This window comes from Amnibacterium setariae, from assembly GCF_003581425.1.
GTDB classification, from domain to species: domain Bacteria; phylum Actinomycetota; class Actinomycetes; order Actinomycetales; family Microbacteriaceae; genus Amnibacterium; species Amnibacterium setariae.
This window is the reverse complement of the sequence record NZ_QXTG01000002.1, coordinates 1,508,147-1,524,094: the sequence shown is the minus strand read 5'-3', so window position 1 is coordinate 1,524,094 and position 15,948 is coordinate 1,508,147. Positions and strand designations below refer to the sequence as shown.

The window sequence follows — 15,948 nt, the reverse complement described above, 5'->3', positions numbered from 1 at the left end:
GGCGCGGACGTCAGCCCTGGCGAGGGACCAGTACCGTGCGGCGGAGCTTGCGGGCCGCTCGACGCGCGAACGAGGTCGGGGTGAAGCGCTGCACCCGGATCGAGATGCGGCCGACGTCGGTGAAGCCCAGGGCCATCGCGCCCACGCGGCGGCTGCGGGACGGGAGGCGCAGGCCCTCGCCCGCCTGCACGGCGCGGCGGCGGCGCGAGCGGTGCTCGCCCGCGAGCGCGAGCACGTCCCAGCGGCCGGGCACGAGCGGCTCGGCGCCGACGGCGAGCGTCGCGACGCTTTCGCCCTCCGCGCCGTAGGCGACCTCGAGCGGGCGGCGCACCTTCGTCTTCGCCTGCTGCAGCTCCACGCCGATCCGGGTGTAGCCCGCGACGTGCTCGAGCAGCTCCGCTCCGCTCGGGTAGCGGACGCGGTCGCTCGTGACCCGTGGCAGCGGTGACCCCGGTTGGAGCGCTGAACGCAGGGCGATGCGGACGGTACCGCCGCGCTCCACCTTCGCGCTCGTCACCTCGGTCGCGACGGAGAGCGAGGACTCCCAGTGCGCGAGCGCCTCGGCCTCCTCGACGCGGCCCTCGACGAGCAGCAGGGCGAGCATGCGGTCGATCGGCTTCAGCGCCTGCAGCTCCTCGACGGGGAAGCGGTCGACGAGCAGCGACCGCACCTCCTCGACGAGCGAGGGCGACGCGTTCTTCTCGTACCCGACGCCGCGGAGGCGGGAGAGCGCCTCGACCCGCAGCCAGCGGCTGCGCATGACCCGGGCGACCTCGGGGTCGCGGCACTCGGCGTCGACGCCGTCGAGGCAGGCGCGCACGCTGCCGAAGTAGCCGTGCCAGTCCGGCTGCTGCTGCGAGATGTGCGGGCGGCCCGTCTGGTAGGCGAGGTAGTAGCAGGGGTAGTCGGCGAACGTGCTCACGCGCGTCGCCCGGAGGTAGGCGGTCGACACGAACAGGTGGTCCTCGAGGCGGAAGTGGCCCTCGCGGAAGCGGATGCCCTGCTCGACGAGGAAGGCCCGCCGGAACAGCTTCTGCGGCGCGAGCGACGACATGATCAGCGCGGGCTCGCGCTGCGCGTCGACGACGGTCCGCGTGATGGCGGGCACACCGCGGTTCTTGCCGACGGTGCGGGGGATCACGACGTCGGAACGGTGCTCGTCGGCGAAGGCGGCCATCCGCTCGAGCGCCTCCGGGCCGAGCGTGTCGTCGTCGTCGCTGAAGAAGACGTAGTCGCCACGGGCGTGGTCGATGCCCACGTTGCGCGGGCGCCCGGGCCAGCCGGAGGGCTTCTCGCGCAAGAGGCGCATGTTCTCGTCGCCGGCGATCAGGTGCTCGACGAAGTCGGGCGTGCCGTCCGTCGACCCGTCGTCGACGAACACCGCCTCCCACTCCGACCGCGGCAGCGACTGCGCGCGGAGGGACTCGATCAGCGCCTCGATCTCGGCCCCGGTGTTGAACACGGGGACGACGACGGAAACCTTCATCGCGAACCGGACCTCCTCAGCGCATCCGGGCTTCCCCGGCTGCGATCCGCCCATGGTGCACGCGGAGGCGTCCCAAGAGGACGCACTGCATCGGCGTGGCAGATTGCGGAACCTGCTCCTCCCCTGAAAGCAGGGGCGAGTGCTCGTGAGGCCGGGTCGACGGCGTCGAGACGATCCTCCCGGACCCCTCCGCGAAGGCGCGCGAGGGCCACGCGACCAATTCGAGGCACACCGGCGTGGTGCGTCTCAGCGGGTCCACAGGTACCTACGCTCGCCGCCATGACGACCTCGACCGATCGCCGGCAGCGGCTCGCCGCTCCTGCGACCCGCACGCCGAGCAGCGCTGCTCCGGCCGTGTCGCTCGTGCCGGCGCCCGCGCCGGGGCTCCTCTCGCGGCTCCTCGGTCGAGCGCGCACCGTGCTGCAGCCCCGGCCCCTCCGCTACCCGGCGCCGGAGGCGGACGTCGCGGTGCCGGACAGCCTGTACCGGAACGACGAGGGCGGGTCGGGCGACGACGGCGGCTGGGGCTGATCCTCAGCTCCGTCAGCAGCCGGGCAGGAACCAGCTCTTGACCGTCGCGGCGGTCTGGTAGGCGTACTGGTACGGCCAGCCGAGGTAGGGCCCCTCCGCGTCGGCGACCATCGCGATCCGTCCGTCGAAGCATCGGCCGACGATCGCCCGCGCGCGGGCGAGGTGCGCCGGCATCGAGGTGACGACGACGCTCCGCCAGCCGCGCTCCTCGGCGAACCGGCGCAGCGCCCGCGCCTCGCCGCGCGTCGTGCGGGGCGACGGGTCGAAGCAGGTGACGCGTGGCTGCGCGCACAGGGCCGCCGTCTCCGGCGGCACCCGGTCGTAGGGGACGGAGACCAGCGCCGCGGACACCCGCCCCTCGGCGAGCAGCCGCTCCGCGACCTCCACCCGCTCGTGCACCGGCGGCCCGAGGACCAGTACGGCGTCGGCGCGCCGGGGGACCGGGTCGACGGTCGGGAAGACGAAGAACGGCAGGCCGACGAGCGCCCATACGAGCAGCCCGCCGAGCCCGAGCAGACCCGCGCGGCGCACCCGCATGCGGATCACGGCACCGGTCGTCACGACCCTCCCCGACAGGCGCGGACCGCTGCGACGGACGCGATGCGCCGCAGCACGCCCGACGGTCCGAGGCTAGCGCGCCGGCTCGAGGCCCCCTTCTTCCGCAACCTGCGCTGAAGGTGCAAGATCCTGCTCGTACTCCCGGAACACCCAGCCGGGGGTCGCGGATCATCGGCCCGCGACGCGACGGCCGGAGCCGGTGGTCCGCCTGAGCCGGCGCCGTCAGATCGAGGGCAGCAGGCGCGCCAGCTGCTGGCGCCGGTGCACGCCGAGCTTGTTGAAGGCGCGCCCGAGGTGCGTCTGCGCCGTCCGGACGGAGATGCCGAGCTCGGCCGCGATCTCGCGATCCTGCAGCCCGGTCGCGGCGAGCCGGACGATCTCCTGCTCCCGGGTCGTCAGCCCCGCGAGCGGCAGCGCACCCGCGAGCGGATCGGCGAGGCCCGGGGTCGCGACGCTCCAGCGCAGCACGCGCTCGGTGGCGGCGGTCGCCTCCACCGTGTCGTCGGCGGCGATCGCCGTGCGCGCCGCTTCCGCCGCCGCCTCGACGGCGAGCAGCCGCGCGTCGGCGGCCCAGTAGGCCTCGGCCACGGCGGTGAGCCGGGACGGGTCGTGCGCGAGCAGCGCCGCGGCGTGCTCGACGACCAGGGCGCGGACGGAGCCCGCGGGCAGATCGGTCAGGTCCTGGAGCCGCCGCGCGGCCTCCTCGCTGCCGTAGCGGAGCGCCGCGGTCCAGCCGTCGGCCGCCGCGGCGCGTTCGCCGCGCGCCGCCGCGGCGTCGCCGGTCTCGAGGGCGAGCGCGGCTGCAGCGTCGCGCTCGCCCTGCGCCATGAGCACGGCGGCCTCGGCCAGCCGCACGGCGCCCTCCTGGTCGGGCGTCCGCCGCATCGCCCGCAGGCGCTCGAGGGTCCGCTCCGCCTCGTCGGCCTCGCCCGCCAGCACGAGCGACTCGACGAGGTTGGCCACGATGTCCGGTCGCTGGCTGTCCCGCCAGAAGCAGGGCACGGCCTCCGCCTCCCGCAGCAGCCGCACCGCGGTCCGCGCGTCGCCCTGCGCCAGGCGACCCGCGGCGAGCAGGTGCGCGAAGCGGGCGCGGTCCGGGCGCAGCCCGTCGCGCAGCGTCTGGTCGTAGCCGGCCTGCCCGACCCGCACCACGATCCGGGCGTCGCGGGCGGTGACCCACGGCACGGTCGCCTCCAGCCACGCGTGCAGCATCGGGCCCTCCGGCAGCTGGTGCACGTACCGCTCGGCCAGGGGGCGCAGGTCGTCCGCCATGCGGGTCGCGGCCTCGCGGTCGCCGCGCGCCGCCATCGCCACGGCGCCGTAGACCTCGCCCAGCACCGAGCCGGCGCCGGAGGCGGGCAGCGCGGCGAGCCGCTCGGCGGCCGCCGCCGCTTCGCTGCTGCGCGCCTCGGCCTGCAGCAGCGCCACCTGCACGCCGAGCAGATCGAGCGACTGCGGGTGGCGTTCCAGCGCGCGGTCGAGGTCGGCCAGCGCCTCCGTGCTGCGGCGCTCGCCGAGGCCCGTCGCGAGCGCGAGCAGGGCGGCGATCCGCTCCTCGGAACCGCCGGCGGCCTCCGCGCGCCAGAGCAGGCGCTCGGCCTCCTCGAGCGAGCCGCTCGCCACGAGATGCTGCGCCAGCGCCGCGAGCGCGGTCGGGTCGCCGTCCGCCGCCGCGACGCGGAGGAAGCGCTCCCGCAGCTCCGGCTGGGACGGCGACGTCAGGACGGCCAGCTGCAGCGCCTCGTCGCGGGCGAGGTCCTCGCCCAGCTCGAGCCGCCAGCGCCCGAGCAGCACCCGCTCGTCGGCGGTCGGTTCCCGGGGCAGGCTCCGCCCGGCGTCGACGAGCGCCTGCAGCGCCCGCCGACGCGCGCGGGAGCCGACGGTGTCGAGCACGGGGCGGCGGTGGAGCGGCTGCGCGATCCGGTACTGCCGGTGGCCGTCGAGCCGCACCCAGCCGCCGGCCTCCGCCTGGTCGGCGGCGCCGTCGTCGACCAGACCGGCCGCGAGGTCCATCGGGACGCGCTCCGCGACGGCCACCAGCTCGACCCACTCCCGCACGTCGCCGTCGAGCCCGGCGAGCCCGGCGCGGACGCGGGCGTCGACCGGCGTCGCCGCACGGAGGGGTTCGCGGATCGAGAGCAGGTCGCCGGTGCGATCGACGCCGCCGGACCGCAGCTGGTCCTCGAGCAGCTCGCGGAGGGCGAGCGGGATGCCGCCGGACGCCCGGTGCAGGGTCAGCGCGCTGCCCGCGTCGATCGTGCCCTGCAGCACCGCTTCCGCGAACTCGGCCGTCTCCTCCTGGGTGAGCGGCGGCACCTCGACGGTCTCGGCGCGGGCGGTCTCGGGCACGGCGTGCAGCACGTCAGGACCGGTCGCGCACGGGTCGAGGGCGATCACGACGACGACGCCCGCGCGCGCCAGGTCGTGCAGCAGGGCCGCGGACGCGTCGTCGAGGAGGTGGGCGTCGTCGACGGCGAGCAGCTCGAGGCCGAGCGCCAGCACCGCGGAGCGGACCACGGCGGCGCGGCCCAGGGGGTCGGCCGCCCGCGCCTCGTCGATCGCGTCGCGGGGGAGCAGCGGGAGGAAGGCGCCGAGCGGCACGGCGGCGCTCGCCTTGGAGGCGAGCAGGCGCTCCGCCCGGGTGCCGCCGCGCTCGGCGAGCTCGACGATCGCCTGCAGCGTGCGGCTCTTGCCCACGCCCGCCGGTCCGGTGAGTACCGTGCCGCGGCCCGCCTCGACCCGCAGCCCTGCCGCGCGCAGCAGCGCGGCGCGGCCGATGTAGGGCACGAGCGCCTCCTGCGAGCCGGTCACGTGCGGTGTCCGGGCAGGTGAGAACTCGCGAGGGGGCATTCAGGGACCTGTGGTGAGCGGTTGGGGGAAGCGGGGACGCCGACGAGCGTGGCATCCCGGGAGGTTCGGTGCCAAGCCCCGAGCGGATGGGGGCGGCTTCTACGTACTCCCCGGCCCGCGTACGACGCGAGGGGAGCGGGGTGCGGATCGCCTCCCCGGCGGTCCGCACCCTCGCGCGCCTTCGAGGAGCAGGCGCCGTCCCCACGGCGCATCAACTCTGCCCTCGCACGGGCGCTCTACCCAACCGGCCGCCCACCCCTGGACGGCCGATCCCATCGTCGCACAGATCCGGCACGTTGTTGCGTAGTTCTTCGGACCTTTACGTAGAGGCTCAGGCATCGGTCCGACGGCTCCCGGATTTCGTCCTGCCGACGGATCCCTCCTTACCCGCGCCCTGCATACTCTGCGCCCATGGGATGGCTCTGGCTCGGCCTGGTGCTCGGGCTGCTCGTCGGCGCGGGTGCCGTCGCGCTCGTCGTCCGCGCCGTCGGGAAGGTGACGGGGACGAGCGCCCGCAGCGTCGGCCGGCTGATCGTCGACGGCCTGACCCCGGGCCGGCCCCGGGACGGCGTCGCCGCGCAGCGGGCGCTCGCGCGACGCCTCCGCGGGGTGGGGGAGCGCACGGCGGCGGGGCGCCGCGTCGCCGCCGAGGAGCTCGAGGTCCACGTGGGACCCGAGGCGCACGAGTCCATCGCCGACGCGCTCGGCGTCGAGGCGGCCGAGGAGGACCTGACCGCCTTCTACCGCGACCTCACCTCGCAGGGCGGCTGGATCGTGGGTGCACCGCCGCAGGTGCGCCTCGTGCGGGACATCAGCCTCCGCCCGCGCCAGGCCTTCGTCCGATCGAGTCGCCGCCCGGCGTCCGCGGCTCCCGGCCGTGCCCCGCACCGACCGGTCGTCGCGGCGCCCGATCAGGTGCTGACGCGCCGCGACGACGCCCTGACGGACGTGCTCCCGCGGGGCCTCGCCGACGATGCGGGCCCCTTCGCCACCGCCGTCTACCCCGCGGCGACGGGCGTGCCGGGCGACCTCGTGGTGGTGCACGGGACGGACGTGCGGACGGTGCCGGCCGCGACAGGGGTCGTGCGCATGGGCCGCGGCGGGCACAACGACCTGGTGCTCGACCGGCCCGGCGTCGGCCGGGACCACCTCGTCGTCGAGGTCCGCGGCGATGCCTGGTGGATCGTGCCCGGCACGGGCGAGACCGTGCTCGACGGCGCCCCGCTCGACGTGCCGCGGCCCGTCATGGGCGGCGAGGTGCTCGAGCTGGGCCGGGGCGTCCGGGTGCGGCTCAGCGTCGAGGCCGCGTGAGCGATCAGGTGTTGCGCGGCCGGATGATCGGGATGGCGCCGGTGACCGCCTTCAGCGTGCGGCTGCTGATCACGGGGATCTGGCCCGTCGCGGCCTGCACGGCGCGGCCGAACGCGGTCTTCGCCGGGCGCCGGACGCGCGCCTTCGGGCGGCGCCGCTCGGCGACGCGGACGGCGCGCCCCATCGCGAGCGCGATCAGCGCCGCGAGCACGACCCAGCCGGCGACGATGGCGAGCACGAGCGCGATCCACATGCGGAATTCCTACCGGACCGCGACCCCCGTCCGGGGGTGCGACACGACCGCGGTTCAGCGCCGACGGCGTGTCCGCCGCGACGGGATCACCACTGCCCCGGCCCCGAGCAGCACCAGGCCGCCCGCGCCCGCGGCGACGACCGCCGGGAACCACACGACCTGGGCCGCAGCGCAGGCCACGCCCTCGGCGGGCGGGTACATCGGCGCGAGCAGCGACCCGCACGAGGCGGGGGAGCCGGGCAGCAGGGCGAGCACGAGCGCGGCGACGAGGAGTGCGGCGCCGAGCGCCGAGCACAGGCGTGCTGCCGTCCTCCGGTTCGCGATCGTCCCCTCCTCCGTGGTCCCCGCCGCCATCCTGCCCACAGGGGTCGGCGGGCCCGCAAGTCGGACGACGCGCCCGCGGGCTGCCGGGGGCTGGTTGACTCGATCCCGGCGCGCGCCGGGGAAGGCGCGTCGGACGGGGGAGGCATGAGCGCAGTCGCGGCCCGCCGCGTGCGCCGTCCCCGCGGTCGAGGCTTCGACCTGCTCGCGATGCTCGGGATCGGCGTCGTCATCGTGGCGGCCGCGCTGCTGCCCGCCGTCACCGCCAACTCCGGCGAGACGACGACCGTCCGCGGCGACGTGACCGTGAACGGGCAGCCCGTGCCCTTCTTCCCCGTCGGGTTCTGGACCACGTCGGGCGGAACGGTCTCGCGGACGACCACGGACGCGACCGGCAGCTTCACCTTCGACGTCTCGGCGACACTCGACGGCTACGCCTACGCCGGCACCGCGCCCGACTCGCTGCACACGATCCTCGAGCGGGACGGCAGGGCGATCGTGCGGGGCGTCATCTCCGCCTCGCCGGCCGGGAACGCGCCGTCGCCGATGTACCAGGGCCGCCCGCTCGCGACCGCGCGCAGCCTCTCCGGCGGCGCCGCCGAGGTGCACATCAAGCTGCAGGAGGCCGGCCGCATCACCGGCACGAGCCCGGTCCCCGCGAGCGGCGTCACCGCCCTGCAGGTGCGCCGCGCCGACAACTCCGTCGTGCAGACGCTCCGCCTCGACTCCCGCGGACGGTTCCGGTCCGGGCTGCTCGCGCCGGGGCAGTACGGCGTCGTGCTCGTGCCGAAGGCGCCCGGCCTGCCCGTCGTCGGGAACGCGATCGTCCCGTCCGGCGGCACGACGACGGTGACCCTCTCGCAGCCGGTCACCGGGGCGACCGTCTCGGGCACGGTCCGCACCTCCACGGGCGCGGTCGGCGCGGGCGTCCCGGTGCTGCTCGAGCAGGACGACGAGGTCCTCGCGACCACGCGGACCTCGGACAAGGGCGCCTGGTCGTTCACGGGCGTCGCCGCGGGGGAGTACGCCGTCGAGGTCGGCCGGTTCGACGAGCCGGCCACGACCGGCGCAGCCGCGATCGAGGTGCCGATCCCGGGTGCGACCTCCACCCCGACCCCGACCGCCTCCACGGCCTCGCCGAGCCCCGCCGTCACGCCGGACACCCCGGAGACCGCCGCGATCGCGCCCGTCGAGCGCACCGCCGACTCCGTGGTGCCGGAGACCTTCTCCGTCACCGTGCCCGACGTGCTGGGCGACGTCGGCGTCGCGACCGAGGTGGAGGCGGCTGGGAGGATCGCCGGCCGGGTCACCGACCCCGATCCCGCGGCGGGCGGCACCTCCGCCGGCGTCCGCGTCGTGGTGGAGGAGACGTCCGGGCGCATCGTCCGCGCCGCGACGGCGAGCAGCGACGGCCGCTACTCCGTCGGGGGTCTCGAGCCCGGCCGGAGCTACCGCATCTATGCGGTCACCGAGCCCGAGGACCCGTCGCTCGCGCGGATGGGGGAGGCGGTCACCGTCGCGGGGACGACGGCGACGACCGCCGACGTGGTCATCACGCAGCCCGCCGTCACCCTGAGCGGCACCGTCGCCAACGGCACCAGCGGACGCGTCCAGGTCGGCGACGCCGCCCTCCTGCAGCGCGCCGCGACGATCGCCGCCTCCAGCGCCTACACGGTGGAGGGGCTCGTCCCGGGCGCGTACCCCGTGGTGGTCGACGCCGGCACGCGCACCGCCTCGCAGCCCGTCGGCGTGATCGTGCGCAGCGGGCAGAACGCCGTCGACCTGCAGGCCGGCCCGAACCCCGCCGTGTTCAAGGGCTGGTTCATCTCCAGCGGCGCCGGCGTGCCGGAGATCACCGGGAAGGCCGACGGGCCGAACGGCGCCGCGGTCCGCTTCGGGCCGAGGACGAACGGCGGCAGGGTCGAGATCCCGGGGCTCGTACCCGGCACCTACGAGTACGACGCCGACTCCTTCCGCGGCAGCGCGCCCGCGGTGGACGGCCCGTGGTTCTACCTGCCGCCCACCGGGACCTTCACGCTCAGCGACGGCGCGACGACCGACGTGCAGGCGATCGTGCTGCACGTCCGCGCGCACTGACGACCGGTCCCAGCGCGCGATCTCACCGCGCAGGCACACCGCGTTCTGCGCGGATGCTCAGGTGGAACTGTCTCACTTTCTGCATGCTCACCGTCGTGCTCCTGGTCCTGGCGGTCGCCGGCGTCTGGGCGCTCGCGGCAGTCGCGTTCGCGTTCCTCGCGGGCGGCGTCATCCACGCCCGCGACCACCGCGACGCGCCCTACAGCGGCTTCCCGACGCCCGCGCCCCTCGCGCTGCGCGCTCCGGTCCGCCGCTAGCCCCCGACGGGTTCGCGGGTCCCGAAGACCTCGGCCTCCCCCTGCTCGTCGCGGACCGCGCTCACCCGGACCCCGCCGTTCTCCGTGTCGCGGAGGCGGCCCACGAACCGGCCCTCCGGCGTCGCGGCCAGGCGCTCCGCGAGCCAGTGCACCGCGTGCAGCCGTGCGTCGTCGCCCGCGGCGTCCGCCTCGTCGAGCAGCAGCACGTTCACGCCGCGTCGCCGGGCCGTGTCGACGACCGAGCGCAGCTCGGAGGCGTTCAGCCGCGGCGTCCGGATCTGGTCGCGCAGCGCGCCCTCGATCACGAGCATCTGCCGACGCTCCTCCGGCGTCGTCGGTCGCCCCTCCGCGATGGAGCGGAGGACCGGACCGGCCTGCTCCAGCACCTGCTCGACCTGGGAGCGACGGGCGCTCGCCCGGGCGCGGGCGACGTCCTCCTCCATGCGGCGCCGCCGCTGCACGCCGCGCGCGATGACGGCCGTCGCGCTCGATCTGCGGAGGCTGACCGCGAGCGCGGTGCCGACGGCGAGCGTCGCGACGTGCCGCACGACCAGGCCGATGCCGATCCCCACCGGCCGGCCGCCGAGCAGCGCCCAGCCGATGCAGAGCGCCGCGACGACGCCCATCCCGACCCACGCCGAGCCGAAGCGGCCGGCGACGGCGAGGCCGAGCAGGTCGAACGCGACGGCGCCGAGGAACCAGGCGTCGTAGCCGTCCGGCCGGGCCACGTCGGCGATGGACAGCAGGCCGGTGAGCGCCGCGGCGCCGACGATCAGGGCGAGCATGATGGAGGGGCGCAGCGGCAGGTCGAGCGTGCGGCGCCGGATCAGGACCCACTGCGGGACCAGCACGAGCACGAGGCTCACCAGGTCCCAGGCGTTCGTCCCGGCCGACGTGAAGGCGAGCACGACGTGCACCAGTGCGAACAGGGCGAAGTAGACGGCGCCGCCGCCGAGGATCGAGCGGAGGAGGCGCTGCGAGCGCGAGGGCGGCGCGCCCAGCAGACGGTCCATCATCCTTCGGCGCTCCACTGCAGGCTGACCCGCGTGCCGACGCCCGGCCGGGAGACGATGACCGCGGACCCGCCCTCGAGCGCCCGCATCCGGCCCTCGATGCTGTCGCTCAGCCCGAGCCGGCCGGGCGGCACCGCCGCACGGTCGAAGCCGACGCCGTCGTCGAGCACGTCGATCCCCACGACGCCTCGCGCGACCCGCACGTGCACCGTCCGGTTCGCGGCGCCCGCGTGGCGGCGCGAGTTGCGCATCGCCTCCTCCGCGGCGTCGACGATCGCGTCGGCCGCCTCGCCGGGCACGTCGTCCGCGTCCTCGAGCTCGTAGTTGAAGAGCGCCTCCGGCAGGAGGTCGGTGGTGATCGCCTGCACCTTCCAGAGCAGGTCCTCGCCGGACAGGTCGACGGGGGGCAGGTCGTCCTGCAGCAGGGCGCGGAGCCCGTCGAGCGCCCGCTGGGCGTCCCGGCGCTCGAGGCCGCCGCCGGGCAGCTCCCGTGCCGCGGTCAGCAGGGTCGCGAGCACCCGGTCGTGCACGAGCTCGTTGACCCGGGCGCGCTCCCGCTCCTGGGCCGCGTCCGCCGCCGCCGCCGCGGTCGCCTCCTCCGCCTCGGCCTCCGCGACGTCCGCGGCGCGGGCCGCGGCGACGCTCGTGACGCCGAGCGCGACGAACGTCAGCGTGAGCAGCAGCACGTAGAGCCCGACCTGCAGCCCGGCCGTGGCCGAGCCGGGTCCGCCCAGCGCGAGCCGGTCGGCGAAGGACAGCGCGGCGCCCGCGAGCGACACGAGGATCGTGCCCCACGGGCGGAACGCGAGCGCGACGGAGACCAGGCCGAGGCCGCTGACGTCGGCGAACCAGATCGGCGTCGTCAGGGTGTGGACCGGCATGACGACGAACGGGATGGAGGCCAGCACCGCGAGGGTGCCCCACACGTCGATCTGCGCGATCAGCCGCAGCACGCGCAACGGCGCCACGAACGAGGCCAGCCCGAGCGCCGCCGACGGCGCGACGCCGATCACGAACGCGACGACGTTCCACCACGCCGGCCACAGGTCCTCCTGCTCCGCGATGGAGGGGGCCGCGAGCACGCCGAAGAGCACCGCGGCGGGCAGGAACGCGAAGGCGACGACGCGGGTGACCCGCTCCTCCGCGTGGTTCCCCGCGATGCGGCGCAGCAGCGCCCAGCGGGCCGGCGCCGCGACGTCCGCCGCCATCTCCCGCGGGATGCGCGGGTCGGCGGGGTCGGTCACTGCTCGTTCGGAGCGGGGAGGAATCCGTCCTCGACGGCGCGCTTGTAGAGGTCGACCTTGGTGACGGCCGGCCGGCCGGCGCGCGCGTACTTCGCGCGGATCCGGCGGACGTAGTCCTCGATCGTGGAGACGGCGATGCCGGCCTCCTCCGCCACGCTCTGCGCGGTGTTGCCGTCGGCGAAGAGCGCGAGCATCCGCTGCTCCTGCTTGGAGAGGCGCGCGTCGGTGATGAGCGGATCGTTCTCGACCGTCGACGCCCACTCCGCCGTGATGACCGGCTGGCCGTAGGCGGCGCGGAGGAGCGCGTTCGTGAGCGCGTGCAGCGGCTCGCTCTTGCGCACGATGCCGAGCACCGCGGTGCGAGCGACGGTGCGCAGGAGGTACGGGCTCTCGCCGCTCGTGAACGCGATGACGTTGCACCCGGCGTTGACGAGCCGCTCGACGTTGTTCGCGGGAGAGGAGCCGTCGGCGAGGCGCAGGTCGAGCACGACGAGGTGGAGCCGGCCGGCCGCGCGGGCGAAGAGGCCGTCGACCGTGGGCGCCGACGCCACCAGCTCGAGCTCGCGGGTCTGCCGCAGCGCGGCGTGGACGGCGGCGGCGATCACCTCGTGGTCGTCGACGAGGCCGACGCGGAGCGGTGCGTTCACAGGAGCGGGCATGGTTCGGTTCGCCTCCGTCCGACTCCCGTCACTGCGGGCTCTCAGGTCAGCACAGTAGCGGTCGATCCCTCGGTTCTCAGGGCGCTTCTGGTCTGCGCAGCGCAACGGACGTGCAGCGGACGCAGTCCTGTTGCGCTCGCTCAGCGTGGAGTGGGCGGTTCCCGAATGGTTCGCGAGTGTCTGCCGACCGCCCTCGTGCGACGGTCCGTACACGGCTCGGCGCGCCGCTTCCATCCGCTCAGCGGAAGGAGGAGGATTCGAATCCTCTCGGGGCTCCGGCGTCGCGCTGGAGGGGGTCCCCGGTCACGGCTCGTGTCGGGGGATGCGATGGCGCTGCGGGACCGGATCGCGCTGAGTGCGCTCGGCGGCGGCACGGTGACCGCCCTCGTGCTGTGGCTCGCGGTCTCGCCGTGGCCCGCGATGGTCGTCGTGCTGCTGGCCGTGGTCGTCGCGGCCGTCGTCTACCGTCTCGAGCCCCCCGCGGATCGACCTGGACGGCCTGCCGCTCGGAGCGGCCCAGGAGGAGACGGCGGACGCGCCGTCCCGAACCCCGGGGCGGGTGGATCAGTAGGCGCCGTCGCGATGCAGGACGGCGCGCACCGTCTTCACGAGGATCATGAAGTCGGTCGTGATGGACCAGTTCTCCACGTAGTAGAGGTCGAGCTTCACGCTCTCCTCCCACGACAGGTTGGAGCGGCCGCTCACCTGCCAGAGCCCGGTGATGCCCGGCTTGATCAGCAGGCGCCGGTTCACCCGGCCCTCGTAGGCGGCGACCTCGCGCGGCAGCGGCGGCCTCGGGCCGATCAGGCTCATCGTGCCGTTCAGCACGTTGAACAGCTGCGGCAGCTCGTCGAGGGAGTAGCGGCGGATGAAGGCACCCGTGCGCGTGATCCGCGGGTCGTCCTTCATCTTGAACAGCAGGCCCGCGCCCTCGTTCTGCCGGGCGAGCGCGGCGAGGCGCGCCTCCGCGTCGACGACCATGCTGCGGAACTTGAACATCGTGAAGCTGCTGCCGGCCACGCCGACGCGCTCCTGCCGGAACAGGACCGGGCCGCGGTCCTCGAGGTACACGGCGAGCGCGACCGCGAGGAGCACGGGGGAGAGCAGCAGGACGGCGGTGCCGGCGAGCGCGAGGTCGATGCCGCGCTTGATGGTGTGGTTGAGGCCGGCGTACTGCGGCAGGTCCACGTGCAGCATCGGCAGGCCGTCGACCGGGCGCATGTGGATGCGGGGGCCGGCGACGTCGGTGAGGCGCGAGGTGAGGATCAGCTCGGTCTTCGAGTTCTCCAGCTGCCAGCCGAGGTCCTGGATGGCCTCCTTGCCGCCCGGAAGCTCGCCGGCGACGATGACCGCGCGGGTGTGCGTGGCGCGGACGGTGTCCGCGAGCATGGGGAACTCGACGAGCGGGACGTTGCGGCCGTCGGCCGCCGCGAACTGCGCGCCGCCGGTGCCGTCGGTGTAGGAGACGCCGATCGGGCGGTAGCCGGCGTGGTGGTGCTTGATCAGCTCGTTCGTGACGCGCGTCGCGTCCTGGTGGTTGCCGACGACCACCGCGCCGATGAGGCAGAGCCCCTCCCGGCGGCGGGCGATCAGCCAGGACCTCCAGAGGAACCGCTCGGCCAGCAGCAGCAGCAGTCCGACGGGCAGTGCGACCAGGAGGTAACCGCGCGCGACGTCGAGCTTCAGCAGCACCATGATCACGGCGAAGGCGCCGAAGGCGACGCCGGTCGCCTTCGCGACGCGCTGGTACTCGGAGGTACCGGCGCCGAGCACGCGCACCTCGCGGGAGCGGATGGCGGCGAGCATGCCCATCCAGACGACGCCGAGCGCCATCCCCCATACGAGGTACTGCGCCGGATCCAGGTTCCGCTCGTGGACGGCCTGGGCGAAGAGGAGCGAGATCGCGACGGTCGCGAGATCCGTGCCGATCAGAGCCAAGCGGTAGCCGGTCCGCCACCCGACCCGTTGAGCGGAAGTAGTGAGATGGAGGTCGGGCACGGCGAACGTCGTCGCACCGAACGCGCCGGCACGGGTGACGCTCAACCTGCCGTCGGGCATGGCGTCGCCAAGGGCTCCTGATTCCATGAATCCTTCGTCACGTGGGGCCGCATTCGGGTGCGGCGTGGCAAGGCGGTGAGCGCGGGCGTCGTTACCGTTGGCTCAGGACGGTTCATGGTCGCCCCCGGAGGAGGGGCGCGCAAGGCCGTGCGTAATCCTGCCCGGCGCGCGTTACCTGTTCGTTACCCAAGCATGCGCTCACTTAGCACGCGCATCGACCCCCCGCCATCCCCAGTTGCGAACGGGTCGGAAGCGGTGCCCTAGCGTGGCGGCGTGGTGACGACCGTGCCCTTCCGCCCCCGCATGACCGCCTTCGACCTCGACGACACCCTCGCGCCGTCGAAGGCGCCGCTGCCGGACCCGGTCCGCGAGGCGCTGCTGCGCCTGCTCGAGGTGTCCGAGGTCTGCGTGATCTCGGGCGGTCAGATCGAGCAGTTCCGCACCCAGGTGGTGGCGCGCCTGGGCGAGCTGCCCGACGCGCTCGCGGCCCGCCTCCACCTCATGCCGACCTGCGGCACGCAGTACTGGCGCCTCACCGCGGACGGCCTCACCTGCGTGTACGCGGAGGACCTCACCGACGACGAGAAGCAGCGCGCGATGGCGGCGGTCGAGGAGGAGACGAAGCGGCTCGAGCTCTGGGCCGAGCAGACCTGGGGGCCGGCGCTCGAGGACCGCGGCTCGCAGATCACCTACTCCGCGCTCGGGCAGCAGGCGCCGCTCGACGAGAAGAAGGCGTGGGACCCGACCGGGGAGAAGAAGAACCGCATCCGAGCGGCGGTGCAGGAGCGCCTTCCGGACCTCGAGGTGCGCAGCGGCGGCTCGACCTCCGTCGACATCACGCGGCGGGGCATCGACAAGGCGTACGGCATGCGGCGGCTCGCGGAGCTGACCGGCATCCCCTTCGCCGAGACCCTCTTCATCGGCGACCGCCTCGACCCGGACGGCAACGACTACCCGGTGAAGGCGCTCGGCGTCCCTACCGTCGCCGTCGAGGGCTGGGAGGACACGGTCTCGGTGATCGAGGCGATCACCGCCCGCTGACCCGCCTTGCGGTGTCCGCGGGCTGGCTGCAGCGCGGACTTGTCGCTCGATGCCCTTCCTGCGCCGTCAGAGGGGCACTTGGTGACAAGTCCGCGTCGACGAGGCGCGGACTTGGCGCGTGATGCCCTTTCAGCGGTCAGAAGGGCACTTGGTGACAAGCCCGCGTTGGTTGGAGCGCGGACTCGGCGCTTGCCGCCCCTTCGGCGGCTTCGAGAGGGCACCTGGTGACAAGCGCGCGCTGGATCGTTCCCTCCGCAGGGTGAGATGCC

The 15,948-nt window shown here is 74.8% G+C and carries 14 protein-coding genes; 5 read left to right on the top strand and 9 right to left on the bottom strand.

The features are described 5' to 3' along the window. Positions 1-10: 10 nt before the first annotated feature. Positions 11-1,486: a glycosyltransferase family 2 protein gene (locus D1781_RS15490; protein ID WP_158590124.1), complete on the bottom strand. Its 1,476-nt coding sequence runs from the start codon at positions 1,484-1,486 to the stop codon at positions 11-13. A gap of 279 nt (positions 1,487-1,765) precedes the next feature. Between D1781_RS15490 and D1781_RS15480 the strand changes: the two genes are divergently transcribed. Then, the gene (locus D1781_RS15480) at positions 1,766-2,017 is read left to right on the top strand and encodes a hypothetical protein (RefSeq protein ID WP_119483098.1); all 252 of its coding nucleotides are present in this window, start codon (positions 1,766-1,768) and stop codon (positions 2,015-2,017) included. 12 nt (positions 2,018-2,029) lie between these two features. On the opposite strand, the gene D1781_RS15475 is transcribed toward D1781_RS15480, so the two are convergent. After that, positions 2,030-2,578 carry a YdcF family protein gene (locus D1781_RS15475; RefSeq protein ID WP_119483097.1) on the bottom strand — a complete coding sequence of 183 codons (549 nt, stop codon included), beginning with the start codon at positions 2,576-2,578 and terminating at the stop codon, positions 2,030-2,032. A 219-nt stretch (positions 2,579-2,797) separates the two neighbouring features. Further along, the gene (locus tag D1781_RS15470; RefSeq protein ID WP_158590123.1) at positions 2,798-5,386 is read right to left on the bottom strand and encodes a helix-turn-helix transcriptional regulator; all 2,589 of its coding nucleotides are present in this window, start codon (positions 5,384-5,386) and stop codon (positions 2,798-2,800) included. 450 nt (positions 5,387-5,836) lie between these two features. On the opposite strand from D1781_RS15470, the gene D1781_RS15465 reads away from it, so the two are divergent. After that, positions 5,837-6,736 (top strand): FHA domain-containing protein, encoded by a 900-nt coding sequence (locus D1781_RS15465; RefSeq protein ID WP_119483095.1) that lies wholly within the window; start codon positions 5,837-5,839, stop codon positions 6,734-6,736. 4 nt (positions 6,737-6,740) lie between these two features. Here D1781_RS15465 and D1781_RS15460 read toward each other — a convergent pair whose 3' ends face one another. After that, on the bottom strand, positions 6,741-6,989 hold the full coding sequence (locus tag D1781_RS15460; RefSeq protein ID WP_119483094.1) for a hypothetical protein: 249 nt from the start codon (positions 6,987-6,989) through the stop codon (positions 6,741-6,743). A gap of 54 nt (positions 6,990-7,043) precedes the next feature. Continuing rightward, complete coding sequence (locus tag D1781_RS15455; protein ID WP_119483093.1) at positions 7,044-7,343, bottom strand: hypothetical protein; 300 nt, start codon at positions 7,341-7,343, stop codon at positions 7,044-7,046. A gap of 114 nt (positions 7,344-7,457) precedes the next feature. Here D1781_RS15455 and D1781_RS15450 point away from each other — a divergent pair, with 114 nt between their 5' ends. Together D1781_RS15450 and D1781_RS17630 are read left to right on the top strand one after the other, a co-directional pair. Then, a complete protein-coding gene (locus D1781_RS15450; protein WP_119483092.1) occupies positions 7,458-9,407 on the top strand; it encodes a carboxypeptidase-like regulatory domain-containing protein in 1,950 nt (649 codons plus the stop codon). An 83-nt stretch (positions 9,408-9,490) separates the two neighbouring features. Then, the gene (locus tag D1781_RS17630) at positions 9,491-9,664 is read left to right on the top strand and encodes a hypothetical protein (RefSeq protein WP_158590122.1); all 174 of its coding nucleotides are present in this window, start codon (positions 9,491-9,493) and stop codon (positions 9,662-9,664) included. Here D1781_RS17630 and D1781_RS15445 read toward each other — a convergent pair. The 4 genes from D1781_RS15445 to D1781_RS15430 all read right to left on the bottom strand — a co-directional run bounded on the left by D1781_RS15445 (position 9,661) and on the right by D1781_RS15430 (position 14,665). Continuing rightward, positions 9,661-10,677, bottom strand: a complete 1,017-nt coding sequence (locus D1781_RS15445) for a hypothetical protein (RefSeq protein WP_119483091.1) — start codon at positions 10,675-10,677, stop codon at positions 9,661-9,663. The two genes, D1781_RS17630 and D1781_RS15445, sit on opposite strands and share 4 nt — an antisense overlap. Further along, positions 10,677-11,921: a sensor histidine kinase gene (locus tag D1781_RS15440; RefSeq protein WP_119483090.1), complete on the bottom strand. Its 1,245-nt coding sequence runs from the start codon at positions 11,919-11,921 to the stop codon at positions 10,677-10,679. Before D1781_RS15440 ends, D1781_RS15445 begins: the two co-directional genes overlap by 1 nt. Further along, positions 11,918-12,580 carry a response regulator transcription factor gene (locus D1781_RS15435; protein WP_119483089.1) on the bottom strand — a complete coding sequence of 221 codons (663 nt, stop codon included), beginning with the start codon at positions 12,578-12,580 and terminating at the stop codon, positions 11,918-11,920. The genes D1781_RS15440 and D1781_RS15435 overlap by 4 nt, the downstream gene beginning before the upstream one ends. A 564-nt stretch (positions 12,581-13,144) precedes the next feature. After that, entirely contained in the window at positions 13,145-14,665 is a 1,521-nt protein-coding gene (locus D1781_RS15430) for a sugar transferase (protein WP_119483088.1), read from the bottom strand. A 276-nt stretch (positions 14,666-14,941) separates the two neighbouring features. On the opposite strand from D1781_RS15430, the gene D1781_RS15425 reads away from it, so the two are divergent. Beyond that, on the top strand, positions 14,942-15,679 hold the full coding sequence (locus tag D1781_RS15425) for an HAD-IIB family hydrolase (protein WP_119483410.1): 738 nt from the start codon (positions 14,942-14,944) through the stop codon (positions 15,677-15,679). The last annotated feature ends 269 nt before the right edge of the window (positions 15,680-15,948 follow it).